The 16,719-nt window shown below is 45.6% G+C and carries 14 protein-coding genes; 11 read left to right on the forward strand and 3 right to left on the reverse strand.

The window, feature by feature from the left end; genetic code table 11:
• Window positions 1–83: 83 nt before the first annotated feature.
• Both fadD and rnd read left to right on the forward strand, forming a co-directional pair.
• Window positions 84–1,772: a long-chain-fatty-acid--CoA ligase FadD gene (gene fadD / locus NP165_RS04560; RefSeq protein WP_257085135.1), complete on the forward strand. Its 1,689-nt coding sequence runs from the start codon at window positions 84–86 to the stop codon at window positions 1,770–1,772.
• A 102-nt stretch (window positions 1,773–1,874) separates the two neighbouring features.
• Window positions 1,875–2,990 carry a ribonuclease D gene (gene rnd, locus NP165_RS04565; protein ID WP_257085136.1) on the forward strand — a complete coding sequence of 372 codons (1,116 nt, stop codon included), beginning with the start codon at window positions 1,875–1,877 and terminating at the stop codon, window positions 2,988–2,990.
• 70 nt (window positions 2,991–3,060) lie between these two features.
• On the opposite strand, the gene NP165_RS04570 is transcribed toward rnd, so the two are convergent.
• Entirely contained in the window at window positions 3,061–4,620 is a 1,560-nt protein-coding gene (locus tag NP165_RS04570; protein ID WP_257085137.1) for a SulP family inorganic anion transporter, read from the reverse strand.
• 257 nt (window positions 4,621–4,877) lie between these two features.
• Window positions 4,878–7,835, reverse strand: coding sequence for a ribonuclease E (gene rne, locus NP165_RS04575; protein ID WP_257085138.1), 2,958 nt, complete (start codon window positions 7,833–7,835; stop codon window positions 4,878–4,880).
• Between the two features lie 722 nt (window positions 7,836–8,557).
• Between rne and rluC the strand changes: the two genes are divergently transcribed.
• Window positions 8,558–9,508 (forward strand): 23S rRNA pseudouridine(955/2504/2580) synthase RluC, encoded by a 951-nt coding sequence (gene rluC, locus NP165_RS04580; RefSeq protein ID WP_257085139.1) that lies wholly within the window; start codon window positions 8,558–8,560, stop codon window positions 9,506–9,508.
• A gap of 66 nt (window positions 9,509–9,574) precedes the next feature.
• On the opposite strand, the gene NP165_RS04585 is transcribed toward rluC, so the two are convergent.
• Window positions 9,575–10,156 carry a Maf family protein gene (locus NP165_RS04585; protein WP_257085140.1) on the reverse strand — a complete coding sequence of 194 codons (582 nt, stop codon included), beginning with the start codon at window positions 10,154–10,156 and terminating at the stop codon, window positions 9,575–9,577.
• Window positions 10,157–10,304: 148 nt separating this feature from the next.
• Between NP165_RS04585 and yceD the strand changes: the two genes are divergently transcribed.
• The 8 genes from yceD to fabF all read left to right on the forward strand — a co-directional run bounded on the left by yceD (window position 10,305) and on the right by fabF (window position 16,649).
• A complete protein-coding gene (yceD, locus tag NP165_RS04590; protein WP_257085141.1) occupies window positions 10,305–10,829 on the forward strand; it encodes a 23S rRNA accumulation protein YceD in 525 nt (174 codons plus the stop codon).
• A 31-nt stretch (window positions 10,830–10,860) separates the two neighbouring features.
• A complete protein-coding gene (rpmF, locus tag NP165_RS04595; protein WP_014232495.1) occupies window positions 10,861–11,031 on the forward strand; it encodes a 50S ribosomal protein L32 in 171 nt (56 codons plus the stop codon).
• 9 nt (window positions 11,032–11,040) lie between these two features.
• Window positions 11,041–12,066, forward strand: a complete 1,026-nt coding sequence (plsX, locus tag NP165_RS04600) for a phosphate acyltransferase PlsX (RefSeq protein WP_257085142.1) — start codon at window positions 11,041–11,043, stop codon at window positions 12,064–12,066.
• A gap of 5 nt (window positions 12,067–12,071) precedes the next feature.
• Window positions 12,072–13,022: a beta-ketoacyl-ACP synthase III gene (locus NP165_RS04605; protein WP_257085143.1), complete on the forward strand. Its 951-nt coding sequence runs from the start codon at window positions 12,072–12,074 to the stop codon at window positions 13,020–13,022.
• Between the two features lie 73 nt (window positions 13,023–13,095).
• A complete protein-coding gene (gene fabD, locus NP165_RS04610) occupies window positions 13,096–14,019 on the forward strand; it encodes an ACP S-malonyltransferase (RefSeq protein WP_257085144.1) in 924 nt (307 codons plus the stop codon).
• Window positions 14,020–14,041: 22 nt separating this feature from the next.
• A complete protein-coding gene (fabG, locus tag NP165_RS04615; RefSeq protein ID WP_171384676.1) occupies window positions 14,042–14,776 on the forward strand; it encodes a 3-oxoacyl-ACP reductase FabG in 735 nt (244 codons plus the stop codon).
• 306 nt (window positions 14,777–15,082) lie between these two features.
• Window positions 15,083–15,316 (forward strand): acyl carrier protein, encoded by a 234-nt coding sequence (acpP, locus tag NP165_RS04620; protein ID WP_004406112.1) that lies wholly within the window; start codon window positions 15,083–15,085, stop codon window positions 15,314–15,316.
• 88 nt (window positions 15,317–15,404) lie between these two features.
• Window positions 15,405–16,649: a beta-ketoacyl-ACP synthase II gene (gene fabF, locus NP165_RS04625; protein WP_257085145.1), complete on the forward strand. Its 1,245-nt coding sequence runs from the start codon at window positions 15,405–15,407 to the stop codon at window positions 16,647–16,649.
• Window positions 16,650–16,719 lie beyond the last annotated feature (70 nt).

A 16,719-nucleotide genomic window follows, 5' to 3' on the forward strand; every position in this document is an offset into this window, starting at 1 on the left:
ACACTTTGCCTGTGGTGTAATAGTCGACAATAAAAACACGGCGTTTCGTCGACAACCGCCCGCTTATTTCGAGGAGTATTACCGTGGATAAACCTTGGTTATCACGTTACCCAAGCGATGTGCCAGAGCACATCAACCCAGATCAGTATCCGTCGCTGGTCGAGATGTTTGAACAATCGGTACAAAAGTACGCAGACCAGCCTGCATTTATGAATATGGGCTCGGTAATGACATTCCGTAAGCTTGAAGAGCGCAGCCGTGCTTTTGCCGCTTATCTGCAAAATGAGCTAAAGCTTAAGAAAGGCGACCGCGTCGCGTTAATGATGCCAAACTTACTGCAATACCCAGTGGCTCTGTTTGGTGTGTTGCGTGCGGGTTGTATTGCGGTAAACGTGAACCCTCTGTACACGCCACGTGAACTTGAGCACCAGTTAAACGATTCGGGTGCAAAAGCCATTGTTATCGTTTCTAACTTTGCTAATACACTAGAGCAAATTGTCGATAACACGTCAGTTAAACATGTCGTCCTTACTAGTCTTGGTCAAATGCTACCACGCGCTAAAGGTACGCTTGTTGATTTCGTCGTGAAGTACGTTAAAGGTATGGTGCCTAAATATAACCTACCGGGTGCCATCTCTATGCGAAAAGCGTTGAGTCAGGGCCGTCGTTTGCAGTATGTGAAGCCATTTATGTCTGGCGAAGACATCGCATTTTTGCAGTACACTGGCGGTACGACAGGTGTAGCAAAAGGAGCGATCTTAACGCACCGCAACATGATCGCTAACGTGCTGCAAGCGAAAGGCGCGTATGGTCCGATCTTGTCTGAAGGTCGTGAACTTGTTGTCACGGCGCTTCCGCTATATCACGTATTTGCACTGACAGTGAACTGCCTATTGTTTGTCGAGATGGGCGGTCGCAACTTGCTCATCACAAACCCGCGTGATATTCCAGGTTTTGTCAAAGAGCTACAAAAGTACCCATTCACTGCGATTACAGGTGTAAACACGCTGTTTAATGCTCTAGTTAACAATGAAGACTTCCACGAACTTGATTTTAGCAACCTAAAGCTGTCTGTTGGTGGCGGTATGGCGGTACAACGAGCCGTTGCAGACCAATGGCAAAAAACAACAGGCATCCACCTGCTAGAAGGTTATGGCCTGACAGAGTGTTCACCGCTAGTTACGGGCAACCCATATGACTTGACTGAGTATACAGGCGCGATAGGTTTACCAGTGCCTTCAACCGAAGTTCGTATTGTGGATGACGAAGGCAATGAATTGCCTGCGACAGAAGTCGGTGAACTACAAGTGCGAGGCCCACAAGTCATGCAAGGTTACTGGCAGCGCCCAGAAGCAACCAAAGAAGTGATTAACGCGGATGGTTGGCTATCGACGGGTGATATCGTTAAGTTTGACGACGAAGGGCTGATTCATATTGTAGACCGCAAGAAAGATATGATTTTGGTATCAGGCTTCAACGTTTATCCAAATGAAATTGAAGATGTGGTTGCTTTGCATGGGAAGGTGCTTGAAGTAGCAGCCATTGGTCAAGAGCACCCAGTATCCGGTGAAGTGGTGAAGATTTATGTCGTTAAGCGTGATCCGAGCTTAACCAAAGATGAGATCATTGCACACTGTCGCCAACACCTAACAGGTTACAAAGTGCCAAAACTGGTTGAGTTCAAGGAAGATCTACCAAAGACAAACGTTGGTAAGATCCTGCGTAGGCAGCTACGTGAAGAAAACGAAGCCAATTTAGCGAAAGTGTCGTAAAGCCAACTAGCCAAGCAGAACGCACTGATAAATGATAGAATGCCGACAAACACATGTCGGCATTTTTGTTACCGGCGCATTCAACTTCACAGCGAGAACCTAGTGAACTACCAAATCATTACCAAATCCGAACAATTAGAAAAGGTCTGTTTGCAGGCAAGGGACACTGATATCGTTATGCTGGATACTGAATTTGTGCGAACACGAACTTACTATCCGCAGCTGGGACTCATCCAGTTATTTGACGGTGAGATTCTCTCGCTGATAGACCCGACTGTGATAGATGATATGAGCGCTTTTGAACAGTTGCTAAAAGATACGTCTGTTCTGAAAGTGTTGCACGCATGTGGTGAAGATCTGGAAGTATTCCAAAACAGTTTCGGATGTCTGCCTTATCCGATGATCGACACGCAAGTCATGGCTGCGTTTCTAGGTCATGGTCTCTCAACGGGTTTTGCTTCGCTAGTGGATACCTTTTTGAATGTTGAGTTAGACAAGAGCGAGTCAAGAACGGATTGGTTAGCAAGACCTCTTACAGAGAAGCAGTTGGAGTATGCAGCGGCAGATGTGTTCTATTTGTATCCTTTGTATGAAAAACTCGCACAGAAAGTGACAGATGCGGGCTGGTGGGAAGCCGCCCAGCAAGAAAGTGACCTGCTTGCCGCTAAACGCGTGAAAAATGTTGACCCAGAAATGGCTTATCTGGATATCAAAGGTGCGTGGCAACTTAAACCACGTGAATTGGCGATTCTAAAGCCGTTAGCAACCTGGCGTTTTAAAGAAGCTCAACGTCGAGACTTAGCACTTAACTTTGTTTTTAAAGAATGTGATTTATTAACAGTCGCTCGTTTGGGTATACAGAACCGTCAGCGAATGGAGCAAGAGGGGATAGATCCTCGCGCTATTGGTCGCCATGCAACTCGAATCATTGCTATCGTTAAGTCCGCCTCTACCACGCCCGCGGAAGAGTACCCAGCGAAAATAGAGCGATTGATGGATATGCATGGCTATAAACAGCTCTTTAAGAAGCTAAAAGATGAAGTAAAACACGTATCGCAAGCGTCAGGCTTAGCAACAGAGTTTCTGGCGTCGAAAAAGCAGCTAAACCAATTTATCAGTTGGGTGTGGAAAAAAGATCGTGATTGCGCTGAATTGCCTGATGTGATGCAGGGATGGCGACTTGATCTACTAGGTGAAAAGTTGAATAAACTAATGTAATTCGCCAAAAAGCGTAACGCATCAAAAAAGGGCTTCCATATGGAAGCCCTTAGTATTTGTACGTTCGAAATTAACCTGCTAACACGTCAGTTGCAACTTTGTAGCTTGGGTCTTCTTTCACGTTGATCTCAACTAAGCTGCCTGCTTTGTCCAGAAGTGCGCGGCAGTCTTGGCTCAAGTGGCGTAAATGTAATGTTTTACCCTGAGCTGCGTAACGCTCTGCGAGTGTTTCAATAGCTTCAATTGCAGAATGGTCGGTCACGCGTGAATCAGCGAAGTCGACGATAACGTCTGCTGGGTCGTTGTGAGCGTCAAAAATTTCAAGGAAGTTCGCTACTGAGCCGAAGAACACTGGGCCGTGGATCTTGTACTCTTTTGAGCCTTCTTCATTAATATGAGTATCAGCGTAGATGTGCTTCGCGTGTTGCCATGCAAACATAAGCGCCGATGCGATAACACCAACAAAGACCGCGATTGCAAGGTCAGTCAGTACAGTTACAACCGTAACGAGTACGATAACGAAAAAGTCTTGTTTTGGTACGCGGCGTGCGAGCTTGAATGTCGCCCATTCGAACGTACCAATCACTACCATAAACATGACACCAACCAGTGCTGCTAGCGGGATCATTTCGATTAGCGCGGAAGCAAACAGGATAAACATCAGTAGCATGACTGCAGCAACAATGCCTGACAGACGGCCACGACCACCCGAGTTTACGTTGATCATCGACTGACCGATCATCGCACAACCACCCATTGCCCCGAAGACAGAACAGGTTACGTTTGCCATACCCTGACCAATACATTCGCGATTAGATTGACCACGAGTATTTGTCATTTCGTCGAGCACAGTCAAAGTTAGCAGAGATTCGATCAGGCCAATTGCCGCAAGAATAATCGCATAAGGTAAAATGATCTGCAGTGTTTCAAGTGTTAGTGGCACGGTTGGGATTGAGAATGTCGGCAAAGAACCGGCAAGTGTAGCGGCTTCGTCACCTGACATCGCGCGCAGGAAATCAACCACAGTACGGGTTTCTAAATCCAAGCCAACAACCAGTGCAGTCACCGTCACAATTGCAACCAGAGACGAGGGTACCGCTGTCGTGATCTTAGGCAAAAAGTAAATGATTGCCATTGTTAGCGCGACTAAGCCTAGCATTAACATCATTTCGTCTTGTGGTAGCCAAGTCAGTACACCGTTGATGTCTGGCGCTTTAAATTGACCAAGCTGGGCTAAGAAGATAACAATGGCTAAGCCGTTGACGAAGCCGATCATGACAGGGTGGGGAACAATACGGATAAACTTGCCCAGTTTGAACATACCTGCTGCTATTTGGAAGATACCCGCAAGCAGGATGGCAGCAAAGAGGTATTGGACACCGTGGCTTGCAACCAAGCTCACCATGACGACGGCCATAGCGCCAGTTGCGCCAGAAATCATGCCTGGGCGGCCACCAAAAATTGATGTGATTAAGCCGACAATGAATGCAGCGTATAAACCAACCATAGGGTCTACGCCAGCAACGAAGGCGAATGCAACGGCTTCAGGGACTAGTGCTAGCGCTACCGTCAGGCCCGAAAGCACGTCGTTTTTTACAGAGTGCTTAGAAAATTGTGGGAATTCAAACATGCTTGCTCAGTTTTACTAAGGATTTAAATGTATTCTGAAAAGCGGCTTTGAAATTCCATGAGCAAAAATGCGGTATAAAAGAGCGGATAAAACAAAGCGTTTGTTTCAGATCGAGTTGGCGAATGCTACCGAAAAGTGTGATTAAGTTCAACAATGAACCAAATATTGACCAATGTTTATGATAAACAAATGAACGCTAATCGGGATATAAAAAAACAGCCCCTGTGTTTAGGGGCTGTTTAATTTTAGTTGCTAGATTAGAAACCTACCGGTTTGGTCATTGCTGCGCTAGCTTGATTCTTCGCGACTTGACTACCTGCACCTTTTGGCTGGTATCGTTCTTCGCGGAATGGCGCTGCTACAACGGCGATTTCTTTCATCTCGACTGGGCCTGAAGCTTTGGTCATTGGAGATGATGCTTGGCCTTTGAATACTGGCGCGGCATTCTCTGAGATGGTTTCTGTCATTGCTTGCGTAGCCACTGATGTAGTGACTTGCGTTTTCGCAATGGCCACTTCTTCAGCTTGTTCCACTTCTACGATTGGAGCTTCAACCTTTTCAACCTTTTCAACAACTTCAACGGGTGTTTCCGGTGTTTCAATAGGTTTCGCTATTTCAGTTTTCGCAGGTTCAACCGTAAGCTCATCATGACGGATGATCACTTTACCCATTGCCATTTCAGGGCAAGCGAATCCACCTAATACAACTTGACTCTCTACCGCTTCAACTGCTACTTGTTCAGTTTTTGGCTTCGACTTAGCTGCAGGCTTAATGATTCCGTAGCTAGGCATGACTTTACCCATAGCCATCTCAGGAGACGCTACACCACCTTTACGTAGGCGGAATGGGTTAGGGCGACGATCACGGCCACGACGGCGACGCTGACCACTTGCACGCAGGTGACGAGGTGAGCGACGGTTTCGGCGTTGTTTACCCTGTTCTGCTTCTTGTGCTGGCGCTTCTACGTTTTGTTCAACCGCTTCAGCGACTACTTCGGCTTTCGCTTCTTTCACAACTTCTTGTGCTTCCGCTTGCGCCTTCTGGTCTTTAACGCGAACTTGTTTAGTCAGTTGACGACGCTGACGACGCTCTTTCACTTTCGCTGCTTTTTCTTCAGTACGGTTTGGTTTTTCCGTTTGCTCAGCATCTGCTGCGAGCTTCAAGCCTTCTTCTGCAACCTTGGTTGCTTTTACATCATCAACTTTGCTACGACGATCTTGCTTAGGTTTGCGGTTCTGCGGCTTGCGTTCAGTTGCTACTTTGCCTTCGCTTGAAGCTTCATCACGCTGCTGCGGTTTGCGTTTGTTATCACGTTTAATGTCACGTTTTTCTTCGCGGTTATCACTGCGGCTTTCGCTGCGGTTATCACGAGGACTGCGACGACGTTGATCATTGCGGTTGCGACGATTGCGATTGCTGCGCTGACCTTCTTTCCTTTCTGTCGTTTCTTTCTTCTCTTCGACTTTGTCTGTCGCAGAGCTTGAACCAAATAGGAAGTTGCTTATAGCTTTAAAGAGGCGGCTAACAAGACCTGGTTTAGATTCTTGTACATCTGCTTTCTTTTCTTCTGCTTTAGGCATCGGTTTTGGTGCTGGCGCAGATTGAGCAGGAGCAGCAAAGCCTTTCAGAACCGGCTCTTCAATCTTCTTAGGTTTAGTTTCAGTTTCAGGTGCTTCACGACCTTCCGCCTCTTTCATTGCTTCTAGTTTCTTAGGTAGCAGGTAAGAGAGTAGGTCGAACTCTTCACCTTCGCGTACACGAATAACGTCGAAGTGAGGAGTTTCCATATCTGAATTAGGCACAACTGTGATCTTAACTTCTTGAATGCGCTCAATGTGGTTCACAGAGCGACGTTTTTCATTAAGAAGATAAGATGCGATCGGTACCGGTACAACAGCCAGTACTTGCGCTGTGTTGTCTTTTAACGCTTCTTCTTCAATCAGACGAAGTACAGAAAGAGCAAGAGATTCGTTGTCGCGAACAACACCAGTACCTGTACAGCGAGGACAAATATGGTGGCTAGCTTCTGCAAGAGAAGGACTTAGACGCTGACGCGACATCTCTAGTAGACCAAAGCGAGAAATACGACCAATCTGCACACGAGCACGATCCATACGTACTGCGTCGCGTAGACGGTTTTCTACTTCGCGCTGGTGGCGAACGGGTGTCATATCGATAAAGTCGATAACAACCAAACCACCCAAATCACGTAGACGCAACTGGCGAGCGATTTCGTCCGCTGCTTCAAGGTTCGTGTTAAGTGCTGTTTCTTCAATATCGCCGCCCTTTGTTGCACGAGCAGAGTTGATATCGATTGAAGTCAGTGCTTCAGTTGGGTCAATAACGATTGAACCACCTGATGGAAGTCGAACTTCACGTTGGAATGCAGACTCAATTTGGCTTTCGATTTGATAGTGGCTAAACAGCGGTACTTCACCGTCGTATTTCTTAACTCGGCTAACAAAGTCAGGTCTTACTAGGCTGATATGCTGTAGTGCACGTTCATAGATCGTATTGCTATCGATTAAAATTTCGCCGATATCACGACGTAAATAATCGCGAATAGCACGTACGATAACGTTACTTTCTTGGTGAATTAGGAAAGGAGCTGGATTCGCATCAGAAGCTTGTTTGATTGCGCCCCAATGGTTAAGAAGTACGTTTAAATCCCACTCCAGTTCTTCTGCGCTTTTGCCCACACCTGCTGTACGAACAATCAGGCCCATACCTTGCGGCAGTTCAAGAGTGCTTAGTGCAGCTTTTAGCTGTGTGCGTTCGTCGCCTTCGATTCGGCGAGAAATACCGCCAGCACGAGGGTTATTAGGCATTAGAACAAGGTAACTACCCGCAAGAGAGATGAACGTCGTTAGCGCAGCACCTTTGCTGCCACGTTCTTCTTTCTCTACTTGTACGATGACTTCTTGGCCTTCGGTCAGCACTTCTTTAATGCTTGGACGGCCTTGATAGGTATAGCCTTCAGGGAAGTATTCGCGGGCAATTTCTTTAAGAGGGAGGAAACCGTGTCTTTCTGCACCATAGTCTACGAAAGCAGCTTCCAGACTTGGTTCGATGCGAGTGATACGTCCTTTGTAGATATTTGCTTTTTTCGATTCATGACCAGGGCTTTCGATATCTAAATCGTACAGTCTCTGACCATCAACCAAAGCAACACGCAACTCTTCTTTTTGAGTTGCGTTGATTAACATTCTTTTCATTGATAAATCTCGTTGTCATTCTATGTCTGCTGCTGCCTTTGTCTCTTTCACGGTGCCTGATCCCATGGCTTAATTGTGTGCAGCCTCCCGGCTGGAGGGATGCTCTGGGGCACGTCAGTCTTACAAGCTCGTTATGCGTGTAAGCCGCAATGTTGGCGGAAATACTCAACATGAAAGTCAATGCTATGACCATTGACCATTGGTTTACTTTGCTGGTTGAAACGTCAGGAGAGGCGCGATGGATTTTGCAATTAGAATAACTAGTTGGTTGCAATTCATGCCTATCTATTACGATTTTCCCTGCGCAATTTATTAACTTCTAGTCAATGGCATTGGCATACTGAGTAGGGCAACAAAATAGCTAACTTCGAAAATGTCTTACGCCGTGTGCTGCATTTTGTTAAATTAGCGGACTACTCATTAATTTGCTCTAAAATGATTGGGTTTGTTTAAAATGCAACCGAATCAATTATTGCAGGTGTGAACTATAGCAGTACCCAATAAACTCAGCAATCTGCTTTATTATAAAACACTAAAAAAGCTAATTTTATTTTTGGTAAGTGTCTGTATTTAAAGTGCTTATAAAATATTTAGTGATATAAGTTGTTGAGTTGGTGGATTTTTATCCTTAGCTGGACGGAAATCCATTGTTAGAGAGAAAATAACCCGCCTGTTGCGTAGAAAGTGTGAATATACGCAAGGTAGAGTGTTAGAATGGCGAAATGAGCGAAATTAGAACAAAAGTCCAGTTTGTAGATATCGACGACGATATGGCTGGCCAGCGAGTTGATAACTTTCTGCGTAACTTTCTGAAAAGTATACCTAAAAGCATGGTTTATCGAATCTTGCGTAAGGGCGAAGTACGAGTAAATAAAAAGCGCGTCAAAGCGGAATATAAGCTACAGGCGGGTGATATGGTCCGTATTCCTCCTGTTACGCTTGAAGAAAAGGCAGAAGAAGTTGCACCGAGTACCAAGTTAAATAAGGTTGCTGAGTTAGAGAATATGGTTATCTATGAAGATGATCACATGCTTATCCTCAATAAACCATCTGGTACCGCCGTCCATGGTGGTAGCGGCTTAAAATTTGGTGCAATCGAAGCATTGCGAGCCCTTCGTCCTCAGGCGCGATTTTTAGAATTGGTTCACCGAATTGACCGCGATACCTCGGGTATCTTGCTTGTGGCTAAAAAGCGTTCGGCACTGCGTCATCTGCAAGCTCAGTTCCGCGAAAAAACGGTGAAAAAGTTTTACTTTGCGTTGGTGATGGGGCAGTGGAAGAGCAGCTGTAAAGTTGTGAATGCACCCCTACTTAAAAACGAAGTAAACAGCATTGTTCGTGTTAACCCGAATGGTAAGTTGTCCGAGACCCGTTTTAAGATCATCGAGAAGTTCGCTGATGCAACCTTGGTCCAAGCAAGTCCGATTACGGGCCGAACTCACCAGATTCGTGTCCATACACAGTATGTAGGTCATCCGATTGCTTGGGATGATAGATACGGAGATCGACGCTTTGACGCTTACACGGGAAAACTTGGTCTTGATAGACTTTTCCTCCATGCGGCAAACATCAAGTTCATTCATCCAGCGACGGAAGAGTGGATGGAGATCAACGCACCGATGGAAGCGAAGCTTGAACGGACTTTAGAAGGCCTGAGAAAGCAAAGCTCGTAATTGAAAATTATGACTAAAAACGCCGCGATTAAAATGGCGGCGTTTTTTTAAATCATATCACTCAAGTTACAGGACGGAGATTCCTTGCTCCTGGAGCATATCGATCAAATCGATCAAAGGTAAGCCTACTAATGTGTTTGGATCTTTCCCTTCCAATTTATCGAATAGGGCAATCCCTAACCCTTCACTCTTAAAGCTACCTGCACAGTAATAGGGCTCCTCAAGGTCAACGTAGCGTGCAATTTGTTTTTCAGTAAGCTGACGGAAATGCACCGTAAAAGTATCGACTTTGACCTCGGTTTCACCACTTATCGTGTTGTGTAACGCAAGTCCGGTGTAAAACTGGATAGATTGACCGCTTTGTTGCATGAGCTGTTTGATTGCATTCTCTCTAGAGAGGGGTTTACCAACTATTCTCCCATCAATCACACAGACCTGATCACTGCCGATGACAAGGCTCGCTGATTCTGTTTTACATGACTCTGCTTTGCCTTTTGCGAGTCGCTTTACCAGCTGCAAAGGTGTTTCGTCCTCTAACGGAGTTTCGTCAAAATCTGGAGAGCATGTAATAAACGAAAGTGAGAGTTTGTTGAGCAGTTGTTTGCGATAAGGCGAAGTTGAGGCTAAAACTAGTTGGTAATTTGGCATTTTTATTTACAATCAACAGAAGATATAGTGCTAGCTTAATCGATCTAATGGTTGATATCCTAGCTATCTCAGTGATAAGGAAAAAAAGTATAACTTTTTGCCCTTTTTCTTTGACTATAAACGAATTGGAAGATAGAATTCGCGCCCTATGCAAAAGGTAAAAATACCGCGAACGGTTGATCCGGCAAGAGCGGCTCAAAAGCGACTTGATTTTGAAGGTATCATTCAAGCAAGTCTTTTTAAGCGCTTAGAGGAATCGGTCGAAGGCGTTAAACGCGACGCTCAAGTGTCATTGTCATTTGGGTTGGATGAACAGCGACTCGTTGTTATCTCTGGTAAAGCTAACATCGAAGTTGATTTAGAGTGTCAACGCTGTAACGAGGTTTTCACACACTTGTGTGAAGTCGAATTCACTTACACGCCGTATTACAGCGAAAAAAGTGAAGAAGACGCACCGGAAGAGTACGATTTGGTAGATCTTAACGAGTACGGTGAAGTAGACCTAATACAGTTGGTTGAAGACGAGTTCATTCTAAACTTGCCTCAAATTGCGATGCACGATGAAGCGGACTGTAGCGTTAATTCAGATAATATGGTGTTTGGTGAGATTCCAGAAGAAATTGTGGAAGACAAGCCGAATCCATTCGATGTTTTAAAAAGCTTAAAGAAGTAATTCTTTAAGAATTAACACAGGAGTAGGGTCCATGGCCGTACAGAAAAACCGTAAAACACGTTCTAAGCGTGGTATGCGTCGTTCACACGATGCCCTAACTACAGCTGCACTTTCTGTTGACGCAACTTCAGGTGAAACTCACCTACGTCACAACGTGACTGCTGAAGGTTACTACCGCGGCAAGAAGGTTATCAACAAGTAAGGTTGACCTTTGCAAAATATAACCGTTGCACTTGATGCAATGGGCGGGGATTTCGGTCCTCGCGTTACAGTGCCTGCCGCCGTGCAGGCACTGTCGCATTTCCCAGAGCTGAAAGTGATCCTACTAGGTGATCAAGCTGCGATCACATCTCAATTATCAATTCTTGGTTATAAGCCAGATGCTCGTTTGAGTATTCAGCATTGTGACCGAGTCATCTCTAACTCAGAAAAACCTTCCCTTGCGCTTAGAAATAGTAACGGCACCTCTATGGGCTCTGCTATCGATGCGGTGGCTTCAGGAAAAGCGGACGCGTGTGTGAGCGGTGGCAATACTGGCGCACTAATGGCTCTCTCTCGCTTTCGTCTTAAGTTGTTACCGGGGATTGAGAGGCCTGCTTTAATTTCGGCATTACCCACTGCGACCGGAAACAAAACTTGGATGCTCGATCTTGGCGCGAATGTATCCAGTGATGCCGATTCATTGTTTCAGTTTGCGGTCATGGGGAGTGCACTCGCAGAACAAAATCTACAAAGAGCACCGAGAGTGGCTATTCTGAACATTGGCGCTGAAGAAATAAAAGGCAACGATCTTGTCAAGCGCTGTGCAGAAATGCTCTCAAATACACAATCGGTGAATTTTGTGGGTTATATTGAAGGGAATCAACTATTACACGACTTTGCAGATGTTGTCGTCTGTGACGGGTTCGTTGGTAATGTGTGTTTAAAAACCTGTGAAGGCACCGCCCAACTTTTTATAGATAAGTTAAAATCTAGCATGATGTCCTCATCTATAAAGGGTTGGATTGCAAGAAAATTGTTTTCTGGGTTATTTAATGAACTAAAAACACTGAACCCCGACCAGTATAACGGCGCAAGTTTGCTAGGATTGCGCGGCATTGTCATAAAAAGCCACGGAAGCGCTGATGTAGAAGCGGTTACCAACGCAATTGGTGAAGCTCTGCACGAGGTCAAACGACAAGTACCAAGCCGTATTAGCGATCGTTTGGAAGCGGTTTTACTCGAGAGGCATTATTAGTCTTCATGTATAGCAAAATTTTAGGTACTGGTAGCTACCTGCCATCTCAGGTGCGTACTAACGCAGATCTAGAGAAAATGGTAGATACAAGTGATGAGTGGATTGTTACTCGCACGGGTATTAAAGAGCGTCGCATTGCTGCTGAGAACGAAACCGTCGCGGATATGGGCTATATCGCGGCTCAAAACGCTATCGAAATGGCGGGCATCGATAAACATGATATTGATCTGATTATTCTGGCAACAACCAGCGGTAGTCACACATTCCCATCATCAGCATGCCAGGTTCAGGCCAAGCTTGATATTAAAGGTTGCCCAGCATTTGACTTGGCAGCTGCGTGTTCCGGTTTTGTGTATGCACTATCTGTTGCTGATCAACACATCAAATCGGGCATGTGCAAAAACGTTCTGGTCATTGGCGCTGACGCACTGTCAAAAACCTGTGATCCCGAGGATCGTTCTACTATCATTCTATTTGGTGATGGCGCAGGGGCGGTCGTCGTTGGGGCAAGTGAAGAGCCAGGCATTCTGTCGACTCATATCTATTCTGATGGTCGATTTGGTGAATTGCTTAGTCTAGAAGTGCCAGAGCGTGGTAAAGATGCAGACAAATGGCTGCACATGGCTGGTAACGAAGTATTCAAAGTTGCGGTTACTCAACTTTCCAAGCTCGTCAAAGATACCCTTGCTGCAAACGGTATGCACAAATCTGAATTAGATTGGTTAGTGCCGCATCAGGCAAACTACCGCATTATATCGGCTACGGCTAAAAAACTATCAATGTCACTCGATCAAGTCGTGATTACGCTAGATAAACACGGTAACACATCAGCTGCGACAGTGCCGTCTGCACTAGATGAAGCAGTACGTGATGGTCGAATTAAGCGTGGTCAAATGCTCTTGCTAGAAGCATTTGGTGGTGGTTTTACTTGGGGTTCTGCGCTGGTTAAGTTCTAAACCCAACAGAATTTTAAAATTAAGGTGCCTTTATAGGCACTTTTCTTTCTTACTTTGGTTAAAGGAAAAGTATATGAGCAAGTTTGCTATCGTATTTCCAGGTCAAGGTTCTCAAGCTGTCGGTATGCTTGCTGATCTTGGCGAACAATATGAAGTCGTTAAACAAACTTTCGCGGAAGCTTCTGACGCATTAGGTTACGACCTTTGGGCGCTAGTCCAAGATGGTCCGGCAGAAGATCTAAACCAAACATTCCGTACTCAACCAGCTCTGCTTGCATCTTCTGTTGCTATTTGGCGTGTATGGCAAGAGCTAGGCCTAGAACAACCAGCAAACCTTGCAGGTCATAGCTTGGGTGAATACTCAGCACTTGTTTGTGCTGGCGTAATTGATTTTAAACAAGCGATCAAATTGGTAGAGCTACGTGGCCGACTAATGCAAGAAGCGGTACCAGCAGGCACAGGTGCCATGTACGCAATCATCGGTCTTGATGATGATGCGATTGCAAAAGCGTGTGAAGAAGCAGCGCAGGGTGAAGTTGTTTCACCAGTAAACTTCAACTCACCAGGCCAAGTGGTTATCGCGGGTAGCAAAGATGCAGTAGAGCGTGCTGGCGTACTATGTAAAGAAGCAGGCGCAAAACGTGCTCTTCCACTTCCTGTTTCGGTTCCGTCTCATTGTGCACTAATGAAACCAGCAGCAGACAAGCTAGCTGTTGCACTTGAAGAGATTCAATTCAATGCACCTCAGCTTCCTGTTATTAACAACGTTGATGTGGCTGCTGAAACAGATCCTGCAAAAATTAAAGATGCGCTAGTACGTCAGCTATACAGCCCAGTTCGTTGGACTGAGAGCGTTCAGCTAATGAGCGAGCAAGGCGTTGAAAAACTACTAGAGCTTGGTCCAGGTAAAGTACTCACTGGACTAACAAAACGTATTGTGAAGACACTAAGTGGCGCAGCAGTGAACGACACTGCATCGCTAGATGCCGCTAAGTAAACTCTAAGGAACAATAATCATGATGAATCTAGAAGGCAAAGTTGCCCTAGTTACTGGTGCAAGCCGCGGTATCGGCCGTGCTATCGCTGAGCTTCTTGTTGAGCGTGGCGCGACAGTAATCGGTACAGCGACATCGGAAGGTGGTGCTGCAGCGATCAGTGAATACCTAGGTGAGAACGGCAAAGGCCTAGCACTGAACGTAACAGACGTAGAGTCAATCGAAGCGACACTTAAAACTATCAACGATGAGTTTGGTGCTATCGATATCCTAGTAAACAACGCAGGTATCACACGCGATAACCTTCTAATGCGTATGAAGGATGACGAATGGAACGATATCATCAACACTAACTTGACGCCTATCTACCGCATGTCTAAAGCTGTACTTCGCGGCATGATGAAAAAGCGCGCAGGTCGCATCATCAACGTAGGTTCTGTTGTTGGTACTATGGGTAACGCTGGTCAGGCAAACTACGCTGCAGCAAAAGCGGGTGTGATTGGTTTCACTAAGTCTATGGCTCGTGAAGTTGCGTCTCGTGGTGTTACAGTGAATACTGTTGCACCAGGTTTCATCGAAACTGACATGACTAAAGCACTAAATGATGACCAACGTGCGGCAACACTAGCAAACGTTCCTGCTGGTCGTCTTGGTGACCCACGCGAAATTGCTTCGGCTGTTGTGTTCCTAGCTTCTCCAGAAGCGGCATACATTACAGGCGAAACTTTGCATGTAAATGGCGGTATGTACATGGTGTAATTGGCTGAATAAGCAGAAAAGGTGCACTTTTTCGTGAAGGTGCGCCCAAAAACCTGCATAATTGGTCAGTTCACTCGTAATGTCATCGATCCTACTATGGATTGTCACTAAAATGTCCTATATTTGGTGATAAATGACATTAACTTGCGCAAGATTTGTGCATGATATAGGTCAAAAATGTATTGAATTTCGGTTAAATTCGCTAAAATTGTGGTTTGACCAGCAAGGACCCTCTTGCAACTTTCAATAGTTCGAATAAACTACGGAATCATCGCATTAGGCGAAATCTGTAAAGGAAAAGAAAAAATGAGCAACATCGAAGAACGCGTAAAGAAAATCATTGTTGAACAACTAGGTGTAGACGAAGCTGAAGTTAAAAACGAAGCTTCATTCGTTGATGATCTAGGTGCTGATTCTCTAGACACTGTTGAACTAGTAATGGCTCTAGAAGAAGAATTCGACACTGAGATTCCAGACGAAGAAGCTGAGAAGATCACTACTGTTCAAGCTGCTATCGACTACGTGAACAGCGCTCAGTAATATCTCCCCCAGGCGGCCTTCTGGCCGCCTGAGTTTTTAAACTCTTCTATCCTTTCATAGAATCATTTCAATTCCGGAGAGTAAAATCGTGTCCAAGCGTCGTGTTGTTGTCACTGGCATGGGTATGTTGTCACCGGTAGGCAACACTGTAGAATCATCTTGGAAAGCCCTGCTTGAAGGTCAAAGTGGTATCGTGAATATCGAGCACTTTGATACGGAAAATTTCTCTACTCGCTTTGCAGGCCTCATCAAAGATTTCGATTGCACAGAGTACATGTCTAAAAAAGATGCCCGTAAAATGGATCTATTTATCCAGTACGGCATTGCAGCTGGTATTCAAGCTTTAGACGACTCTGGTTTACAAATCACCGAAGAAAACGCAGCTCGTGTCGGTGTAGCGATTGGCTCAGGCATCGGCGGTCTAGACCTTATCGAAACAGGGCATACAGCTCTTGTCGATAAAGGCCCTCGTAAAGTTAGCCCATTTTTCGTTCCATCTACCATCGTAAACATGGTTGCAGGTAACTTATCTATTATGCGTGGTCTACGCGGTCCAAATATCGCGATCTCGACGGCGTGTACAACTGGCCTTCACAACATTGGTCACGCAGCTCGTATGATTGCATACGGAGATGCGGAAGCAATGGTTGCAGGCGGTGCTGAAAAAGCGTCAACGCCACTAGGTATGGCTGGCTTTGGTGCGGCAAAAGCGCTGTCTACACGTAACGATGAACCACAGAAAGCTTCTCGTCCATGGGACAAAGACCGTGACGGTTTTGTTCTGGGTGATGGCGCGGGCATCATGGTTCTTGAAGAGTATGAGCACGCAAAAGCTCGTGGCGCTAAGATTTATGCTGAAATCGTTGGTTTCGGTATGTCTGGTGACGCTTACCACATGACTTCACCAAGTGAAGACGGTTCAGGCGGCGCGTTGGCGATGGAAGCTGCGATGCGTGACGCTGGCATTACTGGTACTCAAGTTGGTTACGTGAATGCTCACGGTACTTCAACACCAGCTGGTGATGTTGCTGAAATTAAAGGCGTACGTCGTGCTCTAGGTGAAGAAGGTGCGAAACAAGTGAAAGTTTCTTCAACGAAGTCTATGACTGGTCACCTACTAGGTGCAGCAGGTTCTGTTGAAGCAATCATCACTGTATTGTCTCTTGTTGACCAAATCGTTCCACCAACGATCAACCTAGACAACCGTGACGAAGGTCTTGATGACATCGACCTAGTACCACACACTGCTCAGAAAGTAGATATGGAGTATGCAATCTGTAACTCTTTCGGCTTTGGTGGCACGAACGGCTCTCTAGTATTTAAAAAGATCTAAAGAGTCACGCAACGAAATATGTTAAAACGGCTTAATGCTTCGGCATTAAGCCGTTTTGTTATTTTACGTG

It is taken from the genome of Vibrio japonicus, from assembly GCF_024582835.1.
Classification (GTDB): domain Bacteria; phylum Pseudomonadota; class Gammaproteobacteria; order Enterobacterales; family Vibrionaceae; genus Vibrio; species Vibrio japonicus.

Excerpts from the sequence above, each read along its gene's own strand:
- NP165_RS04570 (WP_257085137.1), bottom strand. The coding sequence starts at position 4,620 with ATGTTTGAATTCCCACAATTTTCTAAGCACTCTGTAAAAAACGACGTG.
- rne (WP_257085138.1), bottom strand. The coding sequence starts at position 7,835 with ATGAAAAGAATGTTAATCAACGCAACTCAAAAAGAAGAGTTGCGTGTT.
- rluC (WP_257085139.1), top strand. The coding sequence starts at position 8,558 with ATGAGCGAAATTAGAACAAAAGTCCAGTTTGTAGATATCGACGACGAT.
- NP165_RS04585 (WP_257085140.1), bottom strand. The coding sequence starts at position 10,156 with ATGCCAAATTACCAACTAGTTTTAGCCTCAACTTCGCCTTATCGCAAA.
- yceD (WP_257085141.1), top strand. The coding sequence starts at position 10,305 with ATGCAAAAGGTAAAAATACCGCGAACGGTTGATCCGGCAAGAGCGGCT.
- rpmF (WP_014232495.1), top strand. The coding sequence starts at position 10,861 with ATGGCCGTACAGAAAAACCGTAAAACACGTTCTAAGCGTGGTATGCGT.
- NP165_RS04605 (WP_257085143.1), top strand. The coding sequence starts at position 12,072 with ATGTATAGCAAAATTTTAGGTACTGGTAGCTACCTGCCATCTCAGGTG.
- fabD (WP_257085144.1), top strand. The coding sequence starts at position 13,096 with ATGAGCAAGTTTGCTATCGTATTTCCAGGTCAAGGTTCTCAAGCTGTC.
- fabG (WP_171384676.1), top strand. The coding sequence starts at position 14,042 with ATGAATCTAGAAGGCAAAGTTGCCCTAGTTACTGGTGCAAGCCGCGGT.
- acpP (WP_004406112.1), top strand. The coding sequence starts at position 15,083 with ATGAGCAACATCGAAGAACGCGTAAAGAAAATCATTGTTGAACAACTA.